Here is a 25,805-nt window from a genome sequence, read left to right on the forward strand (position 1 = left end):
TGATGCTAAAGCAGTTCTCGATCTACTTCGATAGGATCGAACGCGATCGCGAGGCTGTAATCAATAGGCAGCGGTGAAGCGCTTGCCGATATGCTTGCCCTGTTCGGCCTCATCGACAATGGCGACGGCCAGATCGGCGACCGAAATAGCACTTTCGCCCTTATCGTTGAAAACCGGCTCGTCGCCGCCAAGACGATATTTGCCCGTGCGTTCACCGGGCTGGAGCATGATTGCGGGGGATACGAAGGTCCAGTCTAGACCGTCTTCCTTGCGCAGTTCGTTCAGGGCTTCACGAGCGCCGAGCGCGCCTTCTTTCCATTCTGCGGGGAATTCAGCGGAATCGACAAGCTGCTGGCCGTTGATTGAAAGGCTGCCCGCGCCGCCAACAGCGATCAGGCGCTTGACGCCTGCCTTCTTGGCAGCCTCATTGATCGAGCGACTGCCCTTGATGTGGTTCTCACGAATATTCGCGTCGCCCCAGCCGGGATTGAAAGCGGAAATGATGATGTCGTGACCAGCAAGCTGCTTGGCCAGCGCGTCCGTGTCGTACACGTCCGTCTTGACGGCGGTTACATTGGCAAGCTGTTCAACCTTTTCCGGGTGGCGAACCAGCGCTGTAACATGATGACCGCGCGATGCGGCTTCTTTCAGGATTGCCGCGCCAACAAAACCCGTCGCGCCGATGAGTGCGATTTTAGCCATTCCAATTCCTTCCTTACGCTTTTATAGCGTTGCGGTTTAAGGTATGTTTCATAATCAGGTTATTTCTGGTAACTACATATGTCAGGCTTGAAGGCTTGTGAAGAACGCACTTCTACATGGGTAAGAAACATGGAAGTAACCGCCCAAAAGGCAAGGCGAGGTATGGGGAAGATTGCCAGCTCGGGCGCCGACCCAAAGCCTGATCGTTGCAACCGGGAGGTAATACCGAAGCATCCGGTTTGATCCGATGAAGCGAGTATGTGATAAGAATGACTATGACGATACCAACACGACCAGACGCCAAGACGCCGCTATTGTCTTCAACACCGGCCTTTGAGACGGACGGCAAGGGGTCTTGCCCGATCCGTGACGTGCTTGACCGTGTCGGCGACACATGGAGCATTCTGGTTGTATTCAGTTTGCAAAGCGGCTCTATGCGTTTCAATGCCTTACGGCGTGAAATTGAAGGAATCTCGCAGCGTATGCTGACAGTTACGCTGCGCTCGCTCGAGCGTGACGGGCTGGTTTCGCGCCATGTGCGTCCGACGTCACCGCCGGAGGTGGAGTATTCACTGACCGAGCTTGGCCATTCACTGGCGGGGCCTATCGACAGTCTGGGTCAATGGGCGGTCGCAAACCGAACGGCGTTGCGCAGCGCTCGCTCCCGTTTCGATAGCGAACAGGAATAGCAGGCTGGAACTGATTCCTGTCCGGCACGTTGGCCTTGGGGCGGCGTAACAGGAGACGATTCCATGCCTGCAAAATCTCAAGCCCAACAGAAAGCTGCGGGTGCCGCGCTTGCAGCCAAGCGCGGCGAGATCAAGCTCAGTGAGCTTTTCGGTGCATCGAAGGAAATGTATGAATCGATGACCGAGAAGGAACTGGAGGAATTTGCGGAGACCAAGCGCAAAGGCCTGCCTGAGCATGTCGACGACAAAAAGGCCTCCTGATTTGTAATCAAGGGGCCTCTTCGGTCTGGCGGTTGCCGGTGGGTTTACTCGGCGGCTTTGGTTTGAACCAGTTCGATGGCGGTCAGCTTGCCATTGGTGATGCCGCAACGCAGGTTGACGCCATCCCACTTATAGCCTGTGCTCTTGATGCGCGCTTCGCCCGGCACGGAGATCACGGCTGATACCTTGCGAGGGTCCTTGGTGCTGAACTTCGACGACGTATCATTGGTCGTTGCCGATGAAATGTCATCCTTGGTAAAGCCCAGACGATCGTATTTCTTGTCCTTCTTCACCAGATCATAGCCGCTGGCCACGCAATCGGCGACCTGCGGCGAGGCGTGCTGGTCCTTGACCAAAGTCTGGTAATTCCCGGTAAAATCTTTCGAGCGTTTCGGAACGGCGTCCGCGTGGGCGGCGCTCGCAAAGCCGATTGCGCAAATGGTGGAAAGTATAATTTTAGTCAATTGCATGCCCCACATCCTTTTCGGAAACCGTGCAAAATAAGCAACAAGAGCGCTTCCAACGATTCTATCTCAAGCGGAACCGTTCTGGAATCGATAATACCGCATCAAATTAGAAACCGGATTTGGATTTTTTTATGAATTCCGGGCGGTTAGAGTAAAACTCTCGTGACCACCTTACTGGCATATGCGTGCTGTGCAGCTCTTGCCATGACACCCCTGATCGAGATGCATATTGGTGCGGTGCGCCGCATCGCCATCGGGGCCGATAACGGTCATGAATAGCTTGCAGCTTGCGCCATGCACGGCGCGCCAAAAGGCCTTTTCCTTGTCGGCTCCGTTCCAGCCGCTTTCCAGCTCGGTCTTGCTGCCGTCGGAGAACGTGAACGACATGATGTCGAGCGCATTGCCAAACGCATGTTCGGAGACGCGGCCTGTCGATGCGCCATTCACCTTGCGGCATTGATAATCAGAGCCGGTGCCGATCTGCGTAATCTTGACGTCCTTGCCGTAAATATCGTGGGCAGCGTTTTTCACGTCGTTGCTCCACTGGGCCAGTGTCACTGCCATGGCGCAGTTCGTCGTGACGGGGTTTGCGAGCTTGAGCGGTTCGTCCTTGCCGATTGCCGTCAGTGATAGCGGCGAATGAACGCCGCATTGTGCGCCATCTGCGATGGGCGACAGGAGCTTGCCTTCGACGTCGCCGGAAATGAGCGCAGGGCAGGCGACCTGATAGACACGCTCGTCAGGGGCGGGTTTCGCAGGTTCAGGCTGTTTCGGCTCGGCATGTTCCGGCGGGGTTGGCTTTTCAGGCGGTACGATGACAGCAGGCTGGGCCTCGTTTTTCGGTCCGGGTTTCTCATCCGGTTTGGTTTCCGGTGCCGGTGCCGGGGCTGGCGTCGGCACTGGCGCTGCCTCCGGGACCGGTTCCGGTCTGGGAGCAGGTGTCGGAACGGGAACAACCACAGGCAATGCGGACTGGGATATCGGCCTTTCCGGCGTTTTCTGTTCCTGTCGGGGGGCAGGCTGCCTGCTTTGCCGCTTCTTTTGCGACTTCGCCGACGGGCGCTTGCGCTGCTGCTTTGCCTTTTGCGCGTCGCGTTTCAGGATTTTTTCGATGAATGTCTGCGCCTGGGCGGGCTGAGGGTAAAGGATCGCCGCTCCAGCCGGAGCGAGTAAACTGAGGGTGAGAATTGCGGTAATCGAATCTTTGCGGGATAGGAAACGGGGCAGAACCAGCAACACCGATGAACACCTCATATTCTACAGCCCCGACTGCATAATGCGGTAAATAGAGGCCACGTTCCTTCACGCTTGATGGCAATATGTTGCAAAGGACGGCAAAAAACGCTTTAAACGCCCGGTTATCAGGGCTTTGGCAAGCGTTCGAACTTGACAAGATGACATGCACATGACTAAAAGCCCGCCATCGCTGGCGCTTTAACGCGCTGGCGTTTCATTTGACGTGTCCCGTGGATGGAGATCGCTGCTGCGCGCTTCATCCTGTCAGTCCTCGAAAACGGAGGGCAGAGGAGGGCGCGTTTCCTGTCTGCGCCGTATGGCGCACTAACTTTTTGAAGGAAATGCGATGAGCAAGCGCGAATCCGCAAAGTATAAGATTGACCGCCGTCTTGGCGAAAACATCTGGGGCCGTCCGAAGTCCCCGGTTAACCGTCGTGAATATGGCCCTGGCCAGCACGGCCAGCGCCGCAAGGGCAAGCTCTCGGACTTCGGTGTGCAGCTGCGCGCCAAGCAGAAGCTCAAGGGTTTCTACGGCGATATCTCGGAAAAGCAGTTCCGCAAGACCTATGACGAAGCCGCTCGCCGCAAGGGCGACACGGGTGAAAACCTGATCGGTCTTCTCGAATCGCGTCTGGACGCTGTTGTGTACCGCGCAAAGTTCGTTCCGACGATCTTCGCTGCACGCCAGTTCATCAACCACGGTCACGTGAACGTGAACGGCCGTCGCGTCAACATCCAGTCCTTCCGCCTGAAGGCCGGTGACGTTGTTGAAGTTCGTGAAAAGTCGAAGCAGCTGGTTGTTGTTCTCGAAGCTGTTCAGCTCGCAGAACGCGATGTACCTGACTACATCGAAGCAGATCACAACAAGATGGTTGCGACCTACGCCCGCGTTCCGACCCTGACGGATGTGCCTTACGCCGTCCAGATGGAACCGAACCTCGTCGTCGAATTCTATTCGCGTTAATCTGGTCGCCTTCGGGCACCACTTATCGCAAAGAAATGGCCGCCCATGGTTTCCCCATGGGCGGCTTTTCTGTATGTAAAGCGCAGTACGAGACAGCATCCGAGAAGAACCATGAACGCTTTCGATCTGAACATTGCGCCAGATAATTCGCCCGGTATATCGGAAGACACCAGCGGAGACGGTTGCCATGCGCTGTTTCGCGAAGTGCCCACTTCGGTCGAATTCAACAAGCTGCGCAAGCGCCTTCTGCGTCTGACGCGTCAGGCTATCGAAGATTTCGGGATGGTGAAGCCGGGCGAGCGCTGGATGATCTGTCTGTCCGGCGGCAAGGATTCCTATGGCCTGCTGGCGCTGCTGCTCGACCTCAAATGGCGCGGACTGCTGCCGGTGGAACTGCTGGCCGTCAATCTGGATCAGGGGCAACCGAATTTTCCAAAGCACATTCTGCCCGATTTCCTGAATCGCTATGGCATCGAGCATCGCATCGAATATCAGGACACCTATTCAATCGTGACGGAAAAGCTGCCAGAGACCAGCACCTATTGCTCGCTCTGTTCGCGCCTGCGTCGCGGCAACCTCTATCGTATCGCTCGTGAGGAAGGCTGCTCGGCCATTGTTCTCGGCCATCATCGCGAGGATATCCTCGAAACCTTCTTCATGAACCTGTTCCATGGCGGACGTCTCGCCGCGATGCCGCCGAAGCTTTTGAACGACGAAGGCGACCTGATGGTTTTCCGCCCGCTGGCCTATGCTGCGGAAGACGACCTTGAGAAGTTTGCGACGGCCATGCAGTTTCCGATCATTCCATGCGACCTGTGCGGCAGCCAGGAAGGGCTCCAGCGCAATGCCATGAAGGCCATGCTGACGGATATTGAAAAGCGCATGCCGGGCCGTAAGGACACGATGATCCGCGCTATGACCAACGTGCGTCCGAGCCACCTGCTGGACCGCAAGCTGTTCGATTTCGCAGGCCTGATGGCTGGCCCGCATGAGGAGAAGAGTGAGGGGAATGACAGTGCGCTTTGATGAAGGCCAGATCGACTGGCTTGCCGATCTTTTGGCAGAGGCCGCCCAACAGGAAGTCATGCCGCGTTTCCGCAAGCTTGATGCGGACGATATCCGACAGAAAACATCGCCAGCCGATCTGGTAACGGAAGCCGATGTCAATGCAGAGCGCTTTATCACCGCAAAGCTGAAAGAGCGTTATCCCGATGCTATGATCGTGGGTGAGGAAGCTTGTTCCGATAATCCAGCCTTGCTCGATGGGCTCGGCGATGCCGATTTTGCTTTCACCATCGATCCGGTGGACGGCACATTCAATTTCGCATCCGGTGTGCCGCTCTTTGGTGTGATGCTGGCCGTTGTGTCCAAAGGCGAGACCGTAGCGGGTATTATTCACGATCCGGTTGGCAATGACTGGATCATGGCCTCAAAGGGTAGCGGTAGCTATGTTCGCCATGCTAGCGGCAGCACGCGAAAGGTGCGCGTTGCCGAACCTGCTGGTATCAACCAGATGACAGGCTCGATTTCATGGCAATATACGGCTGAGCCGATGCGTTCCCGTCTGGCGCGCAATCACACGAAATTTCTGTCGCAGATCGGTTACCGCTGCGCGGCGCATGAATATCGCATTCTCGCGACAGGCGGTGCGCATTTCGCCGTCTACAACAAGCTCATGCCGTGGGATCATTTGCCCGGCGCGCTGATCCATCAGGAAGCGGGCGGCCATCTCGCACGCTGGGACGGCAGTGAATATCACCCGTCGCATATCGGTGGCGGCATATTGGCCGCACCGAGCAAGGAGAGCTGGCAGGCCATTCAGGCTGCGCTCTGGGAAGAATGAGAACAAAAAGCCCGCCAATTGGCGGGCTTTTTGTTTGGTCTTATCCGACGACATGTTCGGCAGGCGGGTTTTGCACCTGGAACAGTCTGCCGCGTTCGGCGATCAGCACGCAGATCAGTGCAACGAAACCAAGCACGCCGTAACCCATCGCGACAGGCGTTGTAGTGCCGTCAAAGGCTTGACCGATGATCGCCCCCAGCGCAGCACCGATGACGGTTTGGGCAAAGCCCAGCACAGACGAGGCCGTGCCTGCCACTTCGCCCAGCGGCTCCATGGCGAGCGCGTTGAAATTGGCGGTCACGAGGCTGAACGAGAACATGATGGTCATGTAGATCGCCATCAGCAACGGGAATGGCACAGGATCGACAAGCACAATCGACAGCACCATCCAGAGCAGGCTGAAACTGGTAAAGACCAGCAGCATCGTCTGGGAAATGCGGCGCATACCGTAACGCCCGACCAGTCGGGAGTTGAGGAATGAAGCGAGCGCCAGCGTCATGGCAACCGCTGCAAAGGCCAGCGGAAACAAAGACCCAAGCTTGTAGATTTCCACGAAGATCTGTTGGGCCGAATTGATATAGCCAAACAGGGCACCGAGGATGAACGACGTGCCGAGCATGTAGAACAGGGCAACACGGTTGGACAGCACGATACCAAAGCCGCCAATCACGCTTTTGATGGTCAATGGACGGCGCTGGTCTGTAGGGAGCGTTTCAGGCAACCGAACGAAGGCCCAGATGCCCACAATCAACGCCATGATAGCCATGGACAGGAAGATCAGGTGCCATTCGCCGAACAGCATGATCAACTGTCCGGTCGCTGGTGCAATGACGGGCAGGATCATGAAGATCATCATCACCAGCGACATGACTTCCGCCATCTGGCGTCCGGCAAAGCGGTCACGAACCACCGAAACCGCAATAACGCGTGTTCCGGCGGCGCCAAGTCCCTGAAGTACGCGCAGGATGATGAGTGTGGTGAAATCCTTGACCATGGCGGCGCCGAGTGCGGCCAGTACATAAATCACCAGCCCGCCGAACAGTGGCGCGCGACGGCCGAAACGGTCGCTGAGCGGTCCATAGAACAGCTGTGAGACACCAAAGCCGAGCAGATAGGCGGTGATCACGAATTGAACGTGGTTTTCCGACTGCACGCCAAGGCTTGCACCAATCTGCGGCAAGCCGGGCAGCATGATATCAACCGCCAGCGCATTGATGGCCATGATAGCTGCGATCAGTGCAATGAATTCGCCACGCCCGTGCATGGAAGTTTTTTGATCTGGCGAGGCGTGCTTTATGTCGATCGGCATGACTGACATTCCTTGGCATAATGACGCGCCGCGCCTGAAAAGGGCGGTGCGAACGTCGAAATCTCGAAAATGGGGCACCCGGCAGAAGCTGCCGTCGGAAAAAAACGAAAAGGCGCCGATGAACGGCGCCTTTATAAAAAGCTAAGACTAAAGCCGTATGACCGGCTATTAATCCTCAAGCAGCCTTGGTGGCAATACCTTTATCGGTAAAAAGTGCTTGTAGTTCGTTGGACTGGAACATTTCGCGCACGATGTCGCAGCCGCCAACGAATTCACCCTTCACATAAAGCTGCGGGATGGTCGGCCAGCTGGAATATTCCTTGATGCCCTGACGAATCTCGTCGGAGGCGAGCACGTTCACGCCCTTATAGTCGACGCCGAGATAATCAAGGATCTGAACGACCTGACCGGAAAAACCGCACTGCGGAAAGCCGGGTGTGCCCTTCATGAAAAGCACGACGTCGTTGGTCTTCACTTCGTTGTCGATGAAATCGTTAATGCCGGTCATCTCGTTTCCTTTCAGAGCGTGTGCCCAATGTCGTCAGAACATATGGGCATCATCACGCTTCAAACAAACTCGCCGGGTCGATTTCCGGCATAATTGGGAGGTCACTCCCAATATAATCATTTACATGCTCGTAACCACCCCGTTCGGGTGAAAGCAAGTCAAATACGCGCGAAGTGCCGGATTCAAGGGGCAACATCTTGCCGCAGCAGTTGTCGCCCGCTCAATAAAGCGCTTGCCTTATTCCGGTACGCTGGTCTGCAGGGCGAGCGCGTGAAGCACGCCGCCCATGTTGCCCTTCAGCGCGTCATAGACCATCTGATGCTGCTGCACGCGCGACTTGCCGCGGAAACTCTCCGCGACCACTTCGGCTGCATAATGATCCCCGTCTCCGGCAAGGTCGCGGATCGTCACCTTTGCGCCGGGAATCCCTTCGCGTATCAGTTTTTCGATCTCATGAGCGTCCATAGCCATGCAAAAACTCCCGCCGTTTCCAGCTTCTTATCGTTGTTATTCATCGAATCGTACCGCACCATCGTGGAACGTCAATGAGTATCTGTCTAATGTTTAAATGCCACACACGCGATCCATACAAGCAAAACGCCCGGACGAGATATTCATCCGGGCGTTGAAGTCGTGTTCGCTTTGCTACGATCAGTTATCGCTGACCGGTTCACCGCTCATGAAGCTAGGGAACCATCCTTCGAAAGCCTGCATCAGTTCTGCGACGCTCGCATCAACGGCATCACCAAACGTCAGACGGTCGCCGCCGACCTGACCCAGAATGCGGAACGGAACGCCTGCGCCCTCGGCATTAAGCGCAATGAGCTTGGCCATTTCCGGCGTTGCAGCAATCACATAACGCGCCTGATCCTCACCGAACAGAACAGCATGCGGCAGGCCGTCGCCAGCGTTGAGGGTCGCGCCCTTGCCGGACTTGATCGCCATTTCGGCGACAGCAATTGCCAGTCCACCGTCGGAAAGGTCATGGCAGGCCGTGACCTGACCGTTGCGAATTGCCGAACGGACGAACTCGCCGTTGCGCTTTTCCATCGAAAGATCGACAGTCGGGGCAGGGCCGTCTGCACGGTCGAACAGATCGCGCAGATAGATCGACTGGCCGAGATGTGAGCCGTCGCCGCCAAGCAGAACCAGCGTGTCGCCGTCCTGCATGCCGCCGATCTTGGCCGTCTGCGACCAATCCGGAATGAGGCCGACACCAGCAATGGTCGGGGTCGGCAGAATGGCCTGACCGTTGGTTTCGTTATAAAGCGAAACATTGCCCGAAACGATCGGGAAATCGAGGGCGCGGCAGGCTTCGCCAATACCTTCGATGGCCTTGACGAGCTGGCCCATGATTTCCGGCTTTTCAGGATTGCCGAAGTTCAGATTGTCGGTCGAAGCCAGCGGCTCTGCGCCGGTCGCCGTGATGTTGCGCCAGCATTCGGCCACAGCCTGCTTGCCGCCTTCGAACGGGTCCGCTTCGCAATAACGCGGCGTCACATCCGACGAGAAGGCAAGCGCCTTGGTGTCATGGCCTTCAACGCGGATCACACCGGCATCGCCGCCGGGAACCTGCAAGGAATTGCCCTGAATGAGCGTGTCATACTGTTCGTAGACCCAGCGACGCGACGAAAGATCCGGCGAGCCGATGAGCTTGAGGAGCGCTGCCGAATAGTCGTCCACCTGCGGCACATTGCTGGCCGGGAGCGGTGCGTGCTTGCCCGGTTCCATCCACGGACGATCATATTCCGGTGCCTGGTCGCCCAGATCCTTGATCGGCAGATTGGCGACTTCCACGCCCTGATGAATGACGCGGAAACGCAAATCGTCGGTCGTCTTGCCGACAATGGCGAAGTCGAGGCCCCACTTGCGGAAGATCGCCTGCGCTTCGGCTTCCTTTTCCGGCTTCAGAACCATGAGCATGCGCTCCTGGCTTTCCGAAAGCATCATTTCATAGGCCGTCATGTTCTCTTCGCGGACCGGAACATGGTCGAGAATGAGTTCAATGCCGAGGTCGCCCTTGGCGCCCATTTCAACAGCCGAACAGGTGAGGCCAGCCGCACCCATGTCCTGAATGGCGATAACCGCGCCGGAAGCCATCAGCTCGAGGCAGGCTTCGAGCAGGCATTTTTCAGTAAACGGATCGCCGACCTGAACGGTGGGGCGCTTTTCATCAATCGATTCGTCGAATTCAGCCGAAGCCATAGTCGCGCCGCCGACGCCGTCGCGGCCAGTCTTGGCACCCAGATAGACGACCGGCAGGCCGACGCCCTTGGCTTCCGACAGGAAGATGCCGTCATGCTTGGCAAGACCGGCAGCAAATGCATTGACGAGGATATTGCCGTTATAGCGCTTGTCGAAGTTCACTTCGCCGCCAACGGTCGGCACGCCGAAGGCATTGCCATAGCCGCCGACGCCGGAAACGACGCCCGATACCAGATGACGGGTTTTCGGATGGTCAGGCTCGCCGAAGCGCAGCGCGTTCATTGCCGCAACGGGACGTGCGCCCATGGTGAACACGTCGCGCAGAATGCCGCCAACGCCGGTCGCTGCACCCTGATAGGGCTCGATATAGGACGGGTGGTTGTGGCTTTCCATTTTGAAGACGACGCAATCGCCGTCACCAATGTCGACAACGCCTGCATTTTCGCCGGGGCCCTGAATAACGCGCGGACCTGTGGTCGGCAGCGTGCGCAGCCATTTCTTCGAGGACTTGTAAGAGCAATGCTCGTTCCACATGGCCGAGAAAATGCCGAGTTCGGTAAAGCTCGGTTCGCGTCCGATCAATTCGAGAATACGCTGATACTCGTCCGGCTTGAGGCCGTGGGATTCGATGAGTTCCGGCGTGATTTCGCGATTATTGGAATTGGAAATAGTCATGGGAATGGGCAACCCCGTCGCAGGCTGTGGCACCCGAAAACCTTCCGCCGAAGGCTGGGCATCTAAGGTTTCAAGGGGTCTCTTTAACCTAACTCTGTTGGAAGCGCGACAGGAAAATGCCGCTTTCCCGGCCTGATTCAGCATCTTGCCGCATCAAGGCTCCAACAGTCCTGTAACGGGCAGCGTTTATACGCTGCCCTCATAGCCCGCCTGCTCGTTTTCGAGTAGTTGCCGCAATGTCAGGAAACTGCTCTCGACGATGTTTCGGTCGATTGGGGAGGAGAAGGCGATGCGCACGCGATGATAAATCTGATCGACGCGACCGGCTTTGAACTCGTCTTCATCGTCAATCAGAATGCCGCTTTCATAGGCTGCAGCCTTGAATGTGCCAGATAGCCACGGCTCGGGCAGCCCCATCCAGAGGAAAGGAATATTGGGGCGGGACACAAAGTCGAAGCCAGAGAAAACGCGGCGTGCGATTTCCTCGCGCGCTTTGGTTTCTATGCGGCTTTTCTCGCGGATAGCGTCGGCTGCACCAGAAAGCACAAGCTGCGCGCCAGTTTCGGCCAGAAGAAAAGCCACGCCGCCCGTCATCATCTTGTGTGTGACCTTCACACGCTGCGCGCAATGCGGCGGGCAGGAAACCCATCCGCTGCGTATGCCAGCGGCAACGGCTTTGGACAGGCTTGATACGACGAATGTACGCTCTGGCGCAAAACTCGCCAGCAGTGGAATGTCGCTTTCGCACATGCCGCCGTAAATATCGTCCTCGATGAGCCAGACATTATAGCGTCGCGCGATATCGGCGATGGCGCGCCGCCGCTCTTCCGTCATGGTCGCAAGCGTTGGATTGTGCAGGGTTGGCATGAGAAATGCCAAAGTTGGGTGCTGCTGGCGGCAGGCGCGCTCGAATTCTTCCGGAATGAGGCCATATTCATCATGTGCAGCCTGAATGGTGCGCCTTCCGAGAAGTCGCACCGAACGGTTGATCTGCGCATAGGTCAGATTTTCGAACAGGATGCGGTCGCCCGGATTGGTAAAGGCCGTGATGATGGCAATGCTCGCGGCCTGCGCGCCATTGGTGATGACAATGCTGTCGAGATCCGGCTGCCAGCCAGCCCTGCCGAGCCATTTCTGGCCTGACTCCAGCCAGTGCTGCGGAAACTGACGCGAATAATTGGCAATCTCCTGCGGAAAATCACGATGAATGTCGGCGCTGATCCTGGCGAGCACTTCGTGCTGGCCAACCTCTGGCGCCGATGTGGAATCGAGCCGGATTTTGCCCATCGGCACATCGGCAGGCTTTGTGCCGATCAGTCCGGGTGGGACAAGTCCGGATTCGGACGGCTCTTCGCCGAGCACATAGGTGCCGCGTCCCACTTCGCCGGTGACAAGGCCACGTTCGTGGGCAAGTGCATAGGCGCGCCCGATTGTACCGATTGTCACCTTCAGATCGAAAGCGAGATTGCGCTGCGGCGGCAATTTTACGCCCGCAGGCAGTCCACCACTACCAATCGCTTCTTCAATGGCATCCGCCAATTGCAGGTAAAGCGGACCAGTTCTGCTTGATAGGTCAGGAATCCAATTTGTCATGGTGACAACTTATAAATTGTATCGATTACTGAGTCAATTATAGAGTCATTCCAACGCTGAGTGATGATACGGCAACCAGATTTGCTGCGAGTAAACTTCAAATCTGGTCCGTTTGGACATCTGACGAGCAGAAGAATGGATCGAACAATGTTTTACTTCAGGCCTCAGACCGAGACAATAGATACAATTCTACCGATACCCGATGCTGATCGCATAAGTGACCTGCCTCAAGGCTTGCATGCCCAGCTGGCAGCTGCGACGGAAGAGGGGACGGATGTGGGCCTGCTGCGTCGATTTGTGAACTGGCTTTCATACATCAGCATGATGCGTCGCAGCCGCTTGGCGCTGTACGAAATGACGGATGAACAATTGCGCGACATCGGTCTCAAGAGAAGCGAGGCTGAACGCGAAGCACGTAAAGTGCGTTTTCATCTCCGTTAGAGATATCAAGGTAAAGTCCGGCATTGCGGCGCTGGTTGGCAAATCTGCGCCTGCAATAATTGAGATATGTATTAGGGATGTCGCGGTAGCTCTTTCAAAGAAATAGGGGGCGATAAAACCGGCTCAACTAGTTGTAATTGTTAATTTTTATGAAGTTGTTAGCATACTAATTATTGAAACATTTGCATAAAGCTAATGTTATAATTAGGAGGCTGCTGTAATGAACTACATCAGACCAACCAGTGAAGTAATTGACGTCATTACCATTCTTCCGAATGTCGATCTTGAGAGTGATTTGAACGCAAGATTGCGCGCTCAGCCGCCTTCGGATGAGCCGCACCGCATAAGCAGCGTATGGACATGGATTGTCGATGAAGTTCGATTTTCTCTGAACAGGCAGCGGACGAGGCGGATGCTCCGGGAACTGGATGATCGACAGCTACAAGATATCGGCATCAGGCGGGACGAAATTTGAAGCCTACCGTCCGGAAAAAAGAGCTGGTCTTGCGGAAGCTAGGCGCAAAGTGAATGGGAAAAACCCAAGCTGATGGAAGTGGACCGGTATTCTAAACGACATATATGTGTCGCTTTATCTTTGAAGAGTGATGCAATCGAATGAACCCCTCCCGTGAGATCGCGGGAGGGGTTATTGATTTCAACAGCCTTTTTGGCCGGATGCCCAGCGATTGACGTCGCTGAGGATGCGATTGCCATGACTTTCCTGAAGCATTGGGCCGAACGTTTCGACGCGTGCTGGATTGCCTTCCGCCTGAACGACCAGCAGCGGGCGCGCTGCAGGGTTATGGCCTGGTACAACGAGAATACGCGGACGGCCGCTATAGGAATTCAGTTCCGGCGCCAGTGTATAGCTGCGGAAATCCTTGTCCTTGGATTTGAACCAGCAGCTATTGGCGGCCAGCGCGATGCGTTCCATTGTCGGCAGCGCAGCCTTGCTGACATTTTGCGTGACGGGCCCACTGGCCGGGCGCGGTGTACAGGCCGCAAGAAGCGCAATCGCAGGCAAGGCGATAAGAGCGATGGTCTTTTTCGTCAAGAAACGAACTCCAAAAGGGCACGCCACCGGGAGGACTGAGGGCGGCATGCGAAAATAATGACAGAAACGGGGATGCTACCGGCTTTAAGCCAGATGCGGCATGAAGGCTTTCAGCCCGTCGCTCATCTCGTTCCAGATGCGCTCAAAGGCCGGGTGCTGCTTTGCCTTCGCGGCATATGCATCGAATTTCGGAAACGCGTCCAGCAGATCCGGCTTGTTCGACAGTTTCTTCAACGGTTCCATGAGAAAACGCACCGGCAGCAACCAGGCATCAGCCAGTGTCGGTTCTTCGCTGACGGCGTAGAACGTATCTGGAAGGCGATGTTCGATCACCGACAGGCCGGTGTTCAGCTTTTCAAACAGGCGATCAATGGTTGCGCTGTCGCGCTCCGGTTTGCTCAACAGGATGAACAGTTTCATTGCCGGTCCGAGCACTTCCAGCTCGATCACGCGGGCCAGAAGCCGGATCAGCGCGCGCTGGCGCGGCGTGCCGGGCAAGAGCGGCTTTTCAGGAAAATGATCTTCGAGATATTCGGCGATCACAACGGCTTCGAAAAGCGTTTCGCCGGAACTGGTAATCAGCACCGGAACACGGCGCAGAGGCGTGATTTCACCAAAATCAGCCGGGAAAGGATAGGGCAGAGTGATCGGCTTGAAGGGCAGATCCTTCAGATAAAGGACACTGCGCACAAAAGCTGAGTAAGGGGAAAGTGGTCTAGAATAGAGTTGCATTGCGCGGTCCCCCCGATTCGGTTGCCAAGGAATTCTCCCAAGGCAAAACTGCCATGAAAACAGGCTTCAAGCTAGACTGGTTTTCGCTGGCGGGAAAGCGGGACGTGGGAACGTTATCTTACCGACGATGCAATTCGGTGAAGGAAATAAAAAAGGGCGGCCTCATGGAGAACCGCCCTTTTTGAGAAATCGATTAGGCTGCGATGCCCAGAGCGCCTGCAAAAAGTGCGCGCCCATCGTCGCCGCCATGGGCGGCTTCAATCAGGTTTTCCGGATGCGGCATCATGCCAAGCACATTGCCGCGCGCACTGACGATGCCGGCAATATCATTGACCGAACCGTTCGGGTTGGTGCCTTCCGCATAACGGAAAACGACCTGACCTTCGCCTTCGATGCGCTTCAGCGTTTCGGCATCGGCAAAATAATTGCCGTCATGATGCGCGACCGGGCAGCGGATGATCTGGTTCTGCTGGTAACCGCGGGTGAAAGCGGTGTTGGCATTGCTGACTTCCAGCTTCACTTCGCGGCAGACGAACTTCAGCGAGGCGTTGCGCATCAGCGCGCCTGGCAGCAGGCCGGCTTCAACGAGAATCTGGAAACCGTTGCACACGCCCATAACCATGACGCCCTTGTCGGCCTTCTCGCGCACGGCCTGAAGAACCGGCATACGGGCTGCAATCGCACCGCAGCGCAGATAGTCGCCGTAAGAGAAGCCGCCGGGGATGAGGATCAGGTCGACATCGTCCGGAATGCTGGTATCGGTCTGCCAGACCGTGACAGGAGCCTGACCGGTGATCTTGGTGAGTGCTGCGATCATGTCGCGGTCACGATTGAGGCCGGGAAGGAGAATGACAGCGGATTTCATGGGCGTCTGCTTCCTTTGTTTGGCTCAGCCGATGGCGATGGAATAATCTTCGATCACCGTATTGGCGAGGAGCTTGTCGCACATGGCCTTCAGCTCTGCTTCGGCCTTGGCCTTGTCGGTGCCTTCGAGTTCGAGGTCGAACACCTTGCCCTGACGTGCCGAGTTGACGCCAGCAAAGCCGAGGCTGCCGAGTGCGCCGACGATTGCTTTGCCCTGCGGGTCTAGAACGCCGTTTTTCAGTGTAACGGTGACGCGTGCCTTGATCACTCTGTGGTTCCTGTAGCTCTAGATTTGGTTCTCACAACTTCAGACAGAAATCTGGAGCTGCTGGTCGCGAATGAAACGGCCCGGAAGGTTTTGTCTTAGAGGCTCCCGGGCCGATCAGATTATTTCACAAGCACGGGGCCGGAAGGACGGGGCGAGTCATTCTCGTTCATGATGCCGAGACGGCGCGCCACTTCTTGATAGGCCTCGACCAGTCCGCCCATATCGCGGCGGAAGCGATCCTTGTCGAGCTTGTCGTTGGTGTTGATATCCCAAAGACGAGCCGAGTCCGGGGAGATTTCGTCGGCGACGACGATCCGCATCATGTCGCCTTCCCACAGACGGCCACATTCGATCTTGAAGTCGACAAGCTGGATGCCGACGCCCAGGAACAGGCCGGAGAGGAAGTCGTTGACGCGAATGGCAAGTGCCATGATGTCATCGATTTCCTGCGGGCTGGCCCAGCCGAATGCAGTGATGTGTTCTTCCGTGACCAACGGATCTTCGAGCGCGTCGGCCTTGTAATAAAACTCGATGATCGAGCGCGGCAGCACCGTGCCTTCCTCGATCCCGAGGCGCTTGGACAGCGAACCGGCTGCAACATTGCGGATCACGACTTCCAGCGGAATGATTTCCACTTCCTTGATCAGCTGCTCACGCATGTTGAGACGGCGGATGAAATGGGTTGGTATTCCGATACGGTTCAGCTGGGTAAAAATATATTCGGAAATGCGGTTGTTGATGACACCCTTTCCGTCCACGACTTCGTGCTTTTTCTTGTTGAACGCGGTTGCATCGTCCTTGAAGAACTGGACCAGCGTTCCTGGCTCGGGGCCTTCGTAAAGAATCTTGGCCTTGCCCTCGTAAATACGGCGGCGACGGTTCATGGCTTTTCTCGGATTTCCATATCTATGGTGATCGGCTCTAAGCCGCTATTCTCGCGGGCTACCTATAGCAAATAAGGGCTTTTAACAATCCTGCTTCGTGCCGGTTCCCCCGTTTTCGGTGTTTCCAGAGCGTGTATCGATCCGATTGCATCCGATCGGCGCTCCAGTTCATGTTTTGGCGCGCATCTATTCCGAAAATGTTTCGCACTTTTCGGGATGCGTTTTAGTGCAAGATTATGGACGAGCTACAAGAAATTGATTTGCCGCTCTTGTATAATCTTGCTCCCCTTGCCAGCATTAGGCAAGAGAATGGGTGACGATCTCTTCCTAATGGGAGTTGTTGGGAGTTTTGTGAATGACGACAGGTATGGACGATCGCCGCGATACTTTCGAAAAGAAATTCGTGCACGATGCTGACTTGCGCTTCAAAGCCGAAGCGCGCCGCAACAAGCTTCTCGGATTGTGGGCTGCCGAGCGGCTCGGCAAGAAGAACGGCGAGGCGGAAGCCTATGCCCGCGATGTGGTTGCAGCCGATTTTCTCGAGGTCGGTGACGGCGATGTGTTTCGCAAAATCCGTACCGATTTCGACGATGCAGGTCTCCCCGACAGTGACGAAACGATCCGCCAGAAGATGCAGCTCTTCCTTGAGGAAGCGATCCACCAGATACAAGAAGATTGAAGCGATAGGGTGGAAGTGCAGGCTTCCGCCCTATGTTTTATTTGCCCGTTATTCTGAAATGCCATTCTTATGAAATGCCAGTTGTGAAATGAAGGAAATCCCTATGTCGTTGTCTTCGCGTTTGCGTGCCGGTGAAACTGTTCTCTCGGCGTGGTCGTCTCTTCCTGAGCCGTTGACGGTTGAAATCCTCGCTCATACTGCTTTTGACGCTGTCACGCTGGACATGCAGCATGGCGGTCATGACGAGGCAAGTGTGCTGCGCAGCGTTGGTCTCATTCTGAACGCCGGAAAGCCGCCGGTGGTGCGTATTCCCGTCGGTCGCTTCGATATGGCAAGCCGTGCGCTGGATTTCGGTGCTCAGGCGGTGATTGCTCCGATGATCAATTCCGCCGAAGATGCGCGCAAGTTCGCGGCGGCCATGAAATATCCGCCGGTGGGCGAACGTTCATGGGGGGTTTTCCGCCCCAATGCCGATTATGGCACGCCCGGTTCCAATGATTATCTGACAACGGCAAACCAGGACACGCTTGCTTTCGCGATGATTGAGACGCGCGATGCCTATGATGCGCTGGACGCTATTCTGGATGTGCGCGGCATTGACGGCGTATTTGTCGGCCCGGCTGATTTCTCGATTGCCTGGAGCAATGGACGCGAGGCCAATCCGAATTCTGACGCTATCGTCGAACCGATCAGCAATATTGCGCGCAAGGCTGCTGCTGCGGGCAAAATCGCGGGCATTTACTCGCCGTCGCCGGAATTTGCGCGACGTTATATTCCACTGGGCTTCCGCTTTGTGACCGTCAGCAATGAAGGCGGCTATCTGCGCCTTGCCGCGCAGAAGCTGGTAGACGTTGTTCGCGCCTGACTTTGGTCCAGATCGTTGAATAGACAAAAGGCGGGTTTGAAACCCGCCTTGTGTCTCAGTGTTGTTTTGGCGCCTGGAGTTGCGTCATGAACTCCGCAAACACCATCGAGCCTTCCGGCCAAGGGCCGTGGCCTGAATCCGAGTTGATATGACCGGACTCGCCAGCATCGATGAGCATCGCGCCCCAATCCTTCACGACCTCTTCGGCAGCTTCGAAGCTTGAGAAAGGATCGTTGCGGCTTACGACCGTGATGGTCGGGAAGGGCAGTCGTTCACGCGGATAGGGACCGAAGGTCATCAGATGCTTCGGGCGAATGCTCTCATTCGAGACATCCGGCGGCGCGACGAAAAACGCGCCTGCGATCTTGTGCTGGATCAACGGCACAGCGTGCAAGGCTGTGGCCACACCCAAAGAATGCGCAACCAGCACAATGGGCTTTGTTGCGGCATTCGCGGCCTTGACCACTTCACCGACCCAATCGTCGCGCACTGGCTTCGACCATTCGGCCTGCTGCACACGGCGCGCGGTTGAGAGCTTGCTCTCCCAACGGGTCTGCCAGTGGTCGGGGCCGGAGTTGGTATAGCCGGGAATAATGAGAATATCTGCGTCTTTGACTTTCATAGCCCCCATTTAGATCGCCTTAGTCAGTTCTTCAAGCGCTTCGACGTGCGCCGAAACGCATACGAATGTTGAACAGCCTGTTCGCAGATCGCGATCTTGTGAACGATGCGGCAAACAGCGATGTTTAGGGCGAGCAAAACGCGAAGGAGAGCATAGGCCATGGCAATCAGCAGACGTTCGGTGCTTGGCGCTACGGGAGCTGCTGTGATGGCCGGTATATTGCCCGCGCGTGCAGACATGCCGTCGAAGGAGAATGATATGACACAGCAATTGAAGACGCCGGTTACTGAAACGACCCGTCCTGTTGCACCGCTTCCATTTGCCATGACCGCGCCGATGCGCGTGGCGCGCATTGGTCTCAAGGCACGCGATGCGGAAACGCTGGCTGAATATTACCGCGACGTTGTTGGCTTGCGCGAAATGAGCCGTCGTGGCGCGTCCATCGTTCTCGGCGCCGGAGATCGCGAATTGATGGAAATCGAACAGTTCTCGGCTGCTCGTCCGGATGATCCGCGCAGTGCCGGTCTTTACCACACGGCGTTCTTGCTGCCGACGCGAGGCGATCTGGCGCGCTGGTCGCGCCGGGCTATCGACAAGCAATTGCCGGTTGTCGGCGCTTCGGACCATGATGTCAGCGAAGCTATCTACCTGACCGATCCGGAAGGGAACGGCATCGAGATCTATTCCGACCGCCCGCATAAGAATTGGCAGTGGAATGGCGACCGCGTGAAAATGGGCACGGAAGCGCTTGATGTGCGCGGCTTGCTCGATGTCATCAAGACAGAAGGCGGAGAATGGACCGGTGCGCCGCAGAACACGGTCGTTGGCCACGTGCATCTGCGTGTCGGTAACGCGCATGACGCGGAAACCTTCTGGCACAACGAGCTTGGGCTGGAAACGGTGCAGACCTATGGCGACCGGGCTGTGTTTATGTCCACCGGGCGTTACCACCACCATATCGCGGCCAATGCCTGGCAGAGCGCCGGTGCTGGCAAGCGCGATGCGGATCGGACAGGCCTTGCCTGGGTCGAGCTGGAAGATACGCGCGGCGGCGACAACAGTTCCTTCGTCGATCCTTGGGGCAATGTGGTCAATACGATCAAGACCAAGGCTTAAAGGCTACGCAAATCTAAAAATAAAAAGCCCCATGTTTTCAAAAACATGGGGCTTTTTCTAATGTGAAAAAATGACTTGAAGGGTGATCGTTTCAGATCAGTCGAACCCTTGTTGTCCCCCCTCATCCTGAGCAGGTGCGTAGCACCGTGTCGAAGGGCGAGGGCAGACGCTTTACTTGTTTCCCTCTCCTTCGAGACGCCGTTTTCAACGGCTCCTCAGGATGAGGGAAACGGCAGCGCCAGAACCAGAACCTAAATCTTCCTTAGCCGAAGACGCGCTTGAAAATCGTGTCTACATGCTTGGTGTGGTAGCCGAGATCGAACTTCTCGCGGATCTGCTCTTCGGAGAGGGCTGCACGCACTTCCGCGTCGCCGAGCAGTTCTTCGAGGAAGTCTGCACCCTGTTCCCAGACCTTCATGGCATTGCGCTGCACGAGACGATAAGCGTCTTCGCGCGATACGCCAGCTTGCGTCAGTGCGAGCAGGACGCGCTGCGAATGCACCAGACCGCGGAACTTGTTCATGTTTTTCAGCATGTTGTCTGGATAGATTACCAGTTTCTCGACCACGCCAGCCAGGCGGTTAAGCGCGAAATCGAGCGTGATGGTGGTGTCCGGGCCAATGGCGCGCTCGACGCTCGAATGCGAAATATCGCGTTCGTGCCAGAGAGCGACGTTTTCCATCGCAGGCGTGACCGACATACGCACCAGACGGGCGAGGCCGGTCAGGTTTTCGGTCAGAACCGGGTTGCGCTTGTGCGGCATGGCCGACGAACCCTTCTGGCCCGGAGAGAAGAACTCTTCGGCTTCCAGAACTTCCGTGCGCTGCATGTGGCGGATTTCGATGGCGACATTTTCGATCGACGAGGCGATGACGCCGAGTGTCGCGAAGAACATTGCATGACGGTCGCGCGGGATGACCTGCGTGGAAACCGGCTCGGCTTCGAGGCCAAGCTTGGCGCAGACATATTCCTCAACGCGCGGGTCGATATTGGCAAAGGTGCCGACCGCGCCGGAGATCGCGCCGGTTGCGATTTCTGCACGTGCTGCGACGAGACGGGTGCGGTTGCGCTGCATTTCTGCATAGAAACGCGCGAAGGTGAGGCCCATCGTGGTCGGCTCGGCATGGATGCCATGGCTGCGACCGATACGCACCGTATCCTTGTGTTCGAAAGCGCGGGTCTTCAGCGCGGTCAGAACGCGGTCCATGTCGGCGAGCAGCAGATCGGCAGCGCGCACCAGCTGGACGTTGAGCGTGGTGTCGAGCACGTCCGACGAGGTCATGCCCTGATGCACGAAACGGCTGTCCGGGCCAATGAATTCAGCAAGATGGGTCAGGAAGGCGATAACGTCGTGCTTGGTGACAGCTTCGATCTCGTCGATGCGAGCGACGTCGAACTTTGCCACGCTACCCTTTTCCCAGATGGTCTTGGCAGCTTCCTTCGGGATGACGCCCAGTTCGGCCAGCGCTTCGCAAGCATAGGCTTCGATCTCGAACCAGATACGGAATTTCGTCTCTGGAGACCAGATAGCGACCATTTCAGGCCGGGAATAGCGCGGGATCATTGGCAAATCCTGTTTTGGCGGCCCGGATGCGGGCCGCAGGTCTTGGGAAATTGGGATAGGCGCGGTTTAGCAGAGGTGACGCCTCTGCTCAACGTCTTAACGACGCGCAGCTTCGGCTGCGGCGCGGATTGCCTGAATATTGGCGCGGTAGGATTCCACCGAATTGCCCTTATAGACGGCAGAGCCTGCAACAAGAACATTGGCGCCTGCGGCGACAACCAAGCTAGCGGTTTCAGCCGTCACGCCGCCATCGACTTCAATATCGATTGGACGGTCGCCAACCATTTCACGGACGCGCTTGATCTTGTCGAGCATCGGGTGGATGAACTTCTGGCCACCGAAGCCCGGATTGACGGTCATGACCAGGATCAGATCGACATCATCCAGAATATTGGTGATAGCTTCGACCGGAGTTGCCGGGTTGAGCGCAATACCGGCCTTTTTGCCGAGTGCGCGGATCGATTGCAGCGAACGATGCGTGTGCGGACCGGCTTCGGCGTGAACCGTAATCACATCGCAACCTGCATCGGCAAAGGGCTCGAGAAAGAGATCGCACGGCGCGATCATCAGATGCGTGTCAAAGACTGCCTTGGTGCGCGGGCGGATAGCCTTCACCACCTGCGGGCCAAACGTGATGTTCGGCACGAAATGCCCGTCCATGACATCGATGTGGATCCAGTCGGCACCGGCTTCCAGCACGGCATCAACTTCTTCGCCAAGACGGGCGAAATCTGCGGAAAGAATGGACGGGGCAATCGCGATGGGACGCATGGTGGGCTCCTTGAGCAATTTCCTAGGGTGACTGGCTCCCAGGCAATATCGCTTGCCGGTAGCACGGGGCAGGAGCGCACTCAACCAATTATAGCATCGCAAAAATGCCTATATCGGTTGAAATTGTCGCTCCAGCCTCGTGTTGAACCCAAAAGGGAACTTTATCCCCAGCGCTTGTGGAACCACATCCACTGGCCCGGATATTCACGAACCCATTGTTCGACAGTATCGTTGAGCAATTGCGCCGTGGCATCGATATCGATCTGGCCCTTGTCGTCGCGTGGCAGTTCCATGCGCTCATAAAGTTCCAGCCGGTAGCGTCCGCCGGGCAGACGGATACAGCGCGCCGGATAGACATCGCAATCATACTGGCGTGCAAGCTTGGCCAGCAGCGGATTTGTTTTCACCGGACGGTTGAAGAATGTCGACGGCACGCCGCGCGAAAACTTCTGGTCGACGAGCATGCCGACATTGCCGCCATCGCCCAGAATACCTGCCAGCGCCCAGGCCGCACCCGCCTTGGAGGGCACGAGGTGACCCATATTGGTGTGACGGGCTTTCAGAACCTTGTTAGCGATATAGGGATTGTTCGGTGGACGGAACAGCGCGGTGACATTCAGGCCGAATGTGGCCGCGCAGATCGGCAGCAGCTCGAAATTACCCGTATGCGCCGTGAAGAAGATATGCGGCTTCTTTTCATCGCGCAGGCGTTCGAAAATCGGAATACCGTCGACTTCGATCAGGCCCGGCTTGGCAGCATGGGGATCGAAATCGAAAATCGCGTCGAGGAAAATATATTCCGCCAGAAGGCGCGCCATGGAATCCCACATGTCGCGCGCAATCACCTCGATCTCCGCATCGCTTTTTTCGGGATAGGCTTTGCGCAGATTGTTGGTTGCGATCTTGTGGCGCGGCGTCAGTGGCCCGATGAGACGGGACACCTTGGCCGCAAAGCTGATGGCAGCCTTCGCCGGAAACAGGCGCAGCAGGCCAAGCAGCACAAAAACGGCCTGAGCCCAGAGCCAGTAATTGAACTGCTTCAGCTTGCGCGACCAGCGAAAGAGCAGGAGCTTCAGTTTGAACATCATGACAGGGACGGGCTTCAGTCGATCTGGAGAATGATCTTGCCGAAGACGTCACGGCCTTCCATGCGCTTCAGGGCGGTGTCGATATCGTTGAAGCCGACCACCGTGTCGATGACCGGATGCACGATACCACGCGCCATTTTCTGCATGGCATCGGCCATATTTTCCATACGGCAGCCGAAGGAACCCAGAATCTTGAGCTGCTGCTGGAACAGTTGCATCAGGTTCATGTTGGTCGAAACGCCCGAGGTAGAACCGCAGGTGACAAGACGCGCGCCGCGCTTCATGCAGAGCATCGAGCCGGCCCATGTGTCTGCGCCGACATGTTCGAAGACGACATCGACGCCCTTCTTTTTGGTCAGCTTGCGCACAACGCCTTCGAAGCGGTCTTCGCGATAGTTGATGACGTGATCGGCGCCAAGAGCCTTGGCCTTCTCGATCTTGTCGTCAGAACCGACTGTGGTGATGACCGTGCAGCCCATCTTCTTGGCAAGCTGGATCGCTGCCGAACCGATGCCCGAGCCGCCAGCCTGTACGAGAACGGTTTCGCCCGGTTCCAGCTTGGCATTGTCGAACAACATATGCTCGACCGTGCCGAAGGTCACGGGAGCTACGGCAGCACCGATCGCGTCAACACCGGGAGGTGCAGCCACGAGCAGGCGCGCCGGAAGGTTCACAGCTTCGCATGCAAAGCCATCGAGATGGAAACCATGCACGCCGCCGACATGTTCGCACAGATTGTCGCGGCCTTCGCGGCAGGCGCGGCAAAGGCCGCAGGTACGCGCACCATAGATCGAAACGAGCTGGCCGGGCAGCAGATTGGAAACGCCGGGACCAACGGCATCGACAACGCCGGATGCTTCCGCACCGATCACCAGCGGCATTTTGCGCTTGGCGAAAGCCATGCCGCGCCAGCCCCATACGTCGATATGGTTCAGCGCGACCGCCTTGATCTTGACCGTAACTTCGCCAAGCCCGGGAGGAGGAGGCGGTGCAATATCGGTGATTTCTAGGCGACGGTCGTCGAGAAGCTGCAAAGCGCGCATGGGCTATTCCTTTCATGGCATGATCCCGGAGAGCTTCCGCCTTCCGGGATCATCAGGAAATTTAAAATTCGTTTGCCGGACGGATTAATTCGGATTTGCCGCCAAAACAAGGCTCGTATTCTGTCCGCCGAAGCCGAATGAGTTCGAAAGCACTGCGGAAACCTCCGCCTGACGCTTCACATTCGGCACGACGTCCAGCGGAATGGCCGGGTCCGGATTGTCGTAATTGATGGTGGGCGGCAGCGTTCCGGTCTGGATCGTAAGCAGCGAGAACACAGCTTCAATCGCACCGGCTGCGGTCAGCGTATGGCCTATCATCGACTTGTTGGACGAAACCGGGATGGATTCGATGCGTTCGCCGAATACGGACGAAAGCGCCAGATATTCCATCTTGTCGTTTTCCGGCGTCGAAGTGCCGTGGGCGTTGATGTAGGAAATCTGGTCTTCGGTCAGGCCTGCATCGGCAAGGGCAGCGCGCACCGTGCCAATGGCAGGCGAAGCATCCGGCTTCGAACGGGTGCGGTGGAAGTCATCGGCCTTTTCGCCGCAACCGGCCAGAATGCCGAGAACCTTTGCGCCGCGGGCAACAGCACTTTCGAGCGATTCCATGACCAGTGCGCCGGAACCTTCGGCCATGGCAAAGCCGTCGCGATCCTTGGAGAAAGGCTTCGACGCCTTTTCCGGCTTTTCATTCTGCGTGGACAGTGCGGAAAGCAGCGAGAAGCGGATCAGCGCTTCCGCTGAAACGGAACCGTCGGTGCCAATCGCAAGAACATGGTCGCTTTCGCCGCGACGGATGGCTTCAACGCCAAGCTGGATCGCCGTTGCACCCGAAGCGCAGGCGGTGGAAAGCGTGATCGGCAGGCCGCGCGTTCCAAAGGCTTCCGAGAGACGCTCGGCGATGTAACCGAACTGCGTCGTGTTGAAGAGCGCTTCATGGCGCACGCGGCGGCAGGCTTCGAGCAGAAGCTGATAGCTGGCCGGGCCTTCGTTCTTCACGCTGGCATCAAGCGCAAAGCGGCTTTTCCAGTCGAGTTCGACCGGCGGGGCGGCCAGAAAGAGCGGGCCGCCGAAATTGGTTGTCGAAAGGCCGGACTGGGCAAGTGCCTCTTCACCGGCAAGACGTGCCAGCTTTTCCGACAAAGCCGAAGCACCGGTTTCGCTTTCAGGCAGGAAATCCACGGTGCCCGCAAAACGTGTGTTCAGATTTTCCAGCGGAAAACGGGTAATGCTGTGAATGCCCGAAACACCGCCGGTCAGCGCGGCCCAGTTGTCTTCCTTGCCCTGTCCGAGCGAAGAAACAACGCCAGCGCCTGTGATGGCGACGATGGGGCGGCCCAGATGGTCTGTATATTTGGTCAT

The 25,805-nt window shown here is 56.8% G+C and carries 30 protein-coding genes; 11 read left to right on the plus strand and 19 right to left on the minus strand.

Annotation, left to right across the window (positions count from 1 at the left end; genetic code table 11):
- Window positions 1–60: 60 nt before the first annotated feature.
- Window positions 61–702, minus strand: coding sequence for an NAD(P)-dependent oxidoreductase (locus FHW00_RS06975; RefSeq protein ID WP_078338442.1), 642 nt, complete (start codon window positions 700–702; stop codon window positions 61–63).
- Between the two features lie 275 nt (window positions 703–977).
- On the opposite strand from FHW00_RS06975, the gene FHW00_RS06980 reads away from it, so the two are divergent.
- Both FHW00_RS06980 and FHW00_RS06985 read left to right on the plus strand, forming a co-directional pair.
- Entirely contained in the window at window positions 978–1,391 is a 414-nt protein-coding gene (locus FHW00_RS06980) for a winged helix-turn-helix transcriptional regulator (protein WP_078338443.1), read from the plus strand.
- Window positions 1,392–1,454: 63 nt separating this feature from the next.
- Window positions 1,455–1,652 carry a DUF3008 family protein gene (locus FHW00_RS06985; protein ID WP_078338444.1) on the plus strand — a complete coding sequence of 66 codons (198 nt, stop codon included), beginning with the start codon at window positions 1,455–1,457 and terminating at the stop codon, window positions 1,650–1,652.
- Between the two features lie 44 nt (window positions 1,653–1,696).
- Here FHW00_RS06985 and bspC read toward each other — a convergent pair whose 3' ends face one another.
- Window positions 1,697–2,122 (minus strand): type IV secretion system effector BspC, encoded by a 426-nt coding sequence (bspC, locus tag FHW00_RS06990; protein ID WP_078338645.1) that lies wholly within the window; start codon window positions 2,120–2,122, stop codon window positions 1,697–1,699.
- A gap of 168 nt (window positions 2,123–2,290) precedes the next feature.
- On the minus strand, window positions 2,291–3,346 hold the full coding sequence (locus FHW00_RS06995) for an extensin-like domain-containing protein (RefSeq protein WP_445557925.1): 1,056 nt from the start codon (window positions 3,344–3,346) through the stop codon (window positions 2,291–2,293).
- A gap of 355 nt (window positions 3,347–3,701) precedes the next feature.
- On the opposite strand from FHW00_RS06995, the gene rpsD reads away from it, so the two are divergent.
- The 3 genes from rpsD (at window position 3,702) to FHW00_RS07010 (ending at window position 6,162) form a co-directional block, all read left to right on the plus strand.
- A complete protein-coding gene (gene rpsD, locus FHW00_RS07000; RefSeq protein WP_078338446.1) occupies window positions 3,702–4,319 on the plus strand; it encodes a 30S ribosomal protein S4 in 618 nt (205 codons plus the stop codon).
- Window positions 4,320–4,430: 111 nt separating this feature from the next.
- The gene (gene ttcA / locus FHW00_RS07005; RefSeq protein WP_078338447.1) at window positions 4,431–5,345 is read left to right on the plus strand and encodes a tRNA 2-thiocytidine(32) synthetase TtcA; all 915 of its coding nucleotides are present in this window, start codon (window positions 4,431–4,433) and stop codon (window positions 5,343–5,345) included.
- The gene (locus tag FHW00_RS07010) at window positions 5,335–6,162 is read left to right on the plus strand and encodes an inositol monophosphatase family protein (protein ID WP_078338646.1); all 828 of its coding nucleotides are present in this window, start codon (window positions 5,335–5,337) and stop codon (window positions 6,160–6,162) included. The genes ttcA and FHW00_RS07010 overlap by 11 nt, the downstream gene beginning before the upstream one ends.
- 40 nt (window positions 6,163–6,202) lie before the next feature.
- Here FHW00_RS07010 and FHW00_RS07015 read toward each other — a convergent pair whose 3' ends face one another.
- Window positions 6,203–7,471, minus strand: coding sequence for a multidrug effflux MFS transporter (locus FHW00_RS07015; protein ID WP_078338448.1), 1,269 nt, complete (start codon window positions 7,469–7,471; stop codon window positions 6,203–6,205).
- Between FHW00_RS07015 and FHW00_RS07020 the strand changes: the two genes are divergently transcribed.
- Window positions 7,458–7,616, plus strand: a complete 159-nt coding sequence (locus FHW00_RS07020; RefSeq protein WP_162762612.1) for a hypothetical protein — start codon at window positions 7,458–7,460, stop codon at window positions 7,614–7,616. The genes FHW00_RS07015 and FHW00_RS07020 overlap by 14 nt on opposite strands.
- Before the next feature lie 30 nt (window positions 7,617–7,646).
- Here the strand turns inward: FHW00_RS07020 and grxD are convergent, their stop codons facing one another.
- The 4 genes from grxD to FHW00_RS07040 all read right to left on the minus strand — a co-directional run bounded on the left by grxD (window position 7,647) and on the right by FHW00_RS07040 (window position 12,452).
- Entirely contained in the window at window positions 7,647–7,979 is a 333-nt protein-coding gene (gene grxD / locus FHW00_RS07025) for a Grx4 family monothiol glutaredoxin (RefSeq protein WP_078338449.1), read from the minus strand.
- A gap of 237 nt (window positions 7,980–8,216) precedes the next feature.
- The gene (locus FHW00_RS07030) at window positions 8,217–8,450 is read right to left on the minus strand and encodes a BolA/IbaG family iron-sulfur metabolism protein (protein ID WP_007874594.1); all 234 of its coding nucleotides are present in this window, start codon (window positions 8,448–8,450) and stop codon (window positions 8,217–8,219) included.
- Between the two features lie 180 nt (window positions 8,451–8,630).
- Window positions 8,631–10,859: a phosphoribosylformylglycinamidine synthase subunit PurL gene (gene purL / locus FHW00_RS07035; protein ID WP_078338450.1), complete on the minus strand. Its 2,229-nt coding sequence runs from the start codon at window positions 10,857–10,859 to the stop codon at window positions 8,631–8,633.
- Window positions 10,860–11,045: 186 nt separating this feature from the next.
- Window positions 11,046–12,452: an aminotransferase-like domain-containing protein gene (locus tag FHW00_RS07040; RefSeq protein WP_078338451.1), complete on the minus strand. Its 1,407-nt coding sequence runs from the start codon at window positions 12,450–12,452 to the stop codon at window positions 11,046–11,048.
- Window positions 12,453–12,599: 147 nt separating this feature from the next.
- On the opposite strand from FHW00_RS07040, the gene FHW00_RS07045 reads away from it, so the two are divergent.
- Together FHW00_RS07045 and FHW00_RS07050 are read left to right on the plus strand one after the other, a co-directional pair.
- The gene (locus tag FHW00_RS07045) at window positions 12,600–12,893 is read left to right on the plus strand and encodes a DUF1127 domain-containing protein (protein WP_078338647.1); all 294 of its coding nucleotides are present in this window, start codon (window positions 12,600–12,602) and stop codon (window positions 12,891–12,893) included.
- A gap of 220 nt (window positions 12,894–13,113) precedes the next feature.
- A complete protein-coding gene (locus FHW00_RS07050) occupies window positions 13,114–13,368 on the plus strand; it encodes a DUF1127 domain-containing protein (RefSeq protein WP_078338452.1) in 255 nt (84 codons plus the stop codon).
- A gap of 180 nt (window positions 13,369–13,548) precedes the next feature.
- Here FHW00_RS07050 and FHW00_RS07055 read toward each other — a convergent pair whose 3' ends face one another.
- The 5 genes from FHW00_RS07055 to purC form a co-directional block, all read right to left on the minus strand.
- Window positions 13,549–13,947 carry a hypothetical protein gene (locus tag FHW00_RS07055; RefSeq protein WP_113533537.1) on the minus strand — a complete coding sequence of 133 codons (399 nt, stop codon included), beginning with the start codon at window positions 13,945–13,947 and terminating at the stop codon, window positions 13,549–13,551.
- An 84-nt stretch (window positions 13,948–14,031) separates the two neighbouring features.
- Window positions 14,032–14,679 (minus strand): glutathione S-transferase family protein, encoded by a 648-nt coding sequence (locus FHW00_RS07060; protein ID WP_078338454.1) that lies wholly within the window; start codon window positions 14,677–14,679, stop codon window positions 14,032–14,034.
- A 193-nt stretch (window positions 14,680–14,872) separates the two neighbouring features.
- Window positions 14,873–15,544 (minus strand): phosphoribosylformylglycinamidine synthase subunit PurQ, encoded by a 672-nt coding sequence (gene purQ / locus FHW00_RS07065; protein WP_078338456.1) that lies wholly within the window; start codon window positions 15,542–15,544, stop codon window positions 14,873–14,875.
- Window positions 15,545–15,568: 24 nt separating this feature from the next.
- Window positions 15,569–15,811 carry a phosphoribosylformylglycinamidine synthase subunit PurS gene (gene purS / locus FHW00_RS07070; protein ID WP_078338457.1) on the minus strand — a complete coding sequence of 81 codons (243 nt, stop codon included), beginning with the start codon at window positions 15,809–15,811 and terminating at the stop codon, window positions 15,569–15,571.
- Window positions 15,812–15,930: 119 nt separating this feature from the next.
- Window positions 15,931–16,695: a phosphoribosylaminoimidazolesuccinocarboxamide synthase gene (gene purC / locus FHW00_RS07075; protein ID WP_113533538.1), complete on the minus strand. Its 765-nt coding sequence runs from the start codon at window positions 16,693–16,695 to the stop codon at window positions 15,931–15,933.
- A gap of 355 nt (window positions 16,696–17,050) precedes the next feature.
- Between purC and FHW00_RS07080 the strand changes: the two genes are divergently transcribed.
- Entirely contained in the window at window positions 17,051–17,374 is a 324-nt protein-coding gene (locus FHW00_RS07080; RefSeq protein WP_078338458.1) for a DUF1476 domain-containing protein, read from the plus strand.
- A gap of 97 nt (window positions 17,375–17,471) precedes the next feature.
- The gene (locus FHW00_RS07085) at window positions 17,472–18,239 is read left to right on the plus strand and encodes an HpcH/HpaI aldolase family protein (protein ID WP_176168314.1); all 768 of its coding nucleotides are present in this window, start codon (window positions 17,472–17,474) and stop codon (window positions 18,237–18,239) included.
- Between the two features lie 55 nt (window positions 18,240–18,294).
- Here FHW00_RS07085 and FHW00_RS07090 read toward each other — a convergent pair whose 3' ends face one another.
- Window positions 18,295–18,861: an alpha/beta hydrolase gene (locus FHW00_RS07090; RefSeq protein WP_078338460.1), complete on the minus strand. Its 567-nt coding sequence runs from the start codon at window positions 18,859–18,861 to the stop codon at window positions 18,295–18,297.
- 159 nt (window positions 18,862–19,020) lie between these two features.
- Between FHW00_RS07090 and FHW00_RS07095 the strand changes: the two genes are divergently transcribed.
- Entirely contained in the window at window positions 19,021–19,977 is a 957-nt protein-coding gene (locus tag FHW00_RS07095; RefSeq protein ID WP_445557919.1) for a VOC family protein, read from the plus strand.
- A gap of 262 nt (window positions 19,978–20,239) precedes the next feature.
- Here FHW00_RS07095 and purB read toward each other — a convergent pair whose 3' ends face one another.
- From purB to FHW00_RS07120, 5 genes are all read right to left on the minus strand, one after another.
- Window positions 20,240–21,541: an adenylosuccinate lyase gene (gene purB, locus FHW00_RS07100; RefSeq protein ID WP_078338463.1), complete on the minus strand. Its 1,302-nt coding sequence runs from the start codon at window positions 21,539–21,541 to the stop codon at window positions 20,240–20,242.
- A 96-nt stretch (window positions 21,542–21,637) separates the two neighbouring features.
- Complete coding sequence (gene rpe, locus FHW00_RS07105) at window positions 21,638–22,312, minus strand: ribulose-phosphate 3-epimerase (protein ID WP_078338464.1); 675 nt, start codon at window positions 22,310–22,312, stop codon at window positions 21,638–21,640.
- 161 nt (window positions 22,313–22,473) lie between these two features.
- On the minus strand, window positions 22,474–23,400 hold the full coding sequence (locus FHW00_RS07110) for a lipid A biosynthesis lauroyl acyltransferase (protein ID WP_078338465.1): 927 nt from the start codon (window positions 23,398–23,400) through the stop codon (window positions 22,474–22,476).
- 14 nt (window positions 23,401–23,414) lie between these two features.
- A complete protein-coding gene (locus FHW00_RS07115) occupies window positions 23,415–24,443 on the minus strand; it encodes a zinc-binding dehydrogenase (RefSeq protein ID WP_078338466.1) in 1,029 nt (342 codons plus the stop codon).
- Between the two features lie 84 nt (window positions 24,444–24,527).
- The gene (locus tag FHW00_RS07120) at window positions 24,528–25,805 is read right to left on the minus strand and encodes a beta-ketoacyl-ACP synthase (RefSeq protein ID WP_078338467.1); all 1,278 of its coding nucleotides are present in this window, start codon (window positions 25,803–25,805) and stop codon (window positions 24,528–24,530) included.

Source organism: Ochrobactrum sp. P6BSIII (assembly GCF_014138065.1).
Taxonomy (GTDB): Bacteria; Pseudomonadota; Alphaproteobacteria; order Rhizobiales; family Rhizobiaceae; genus Brucella.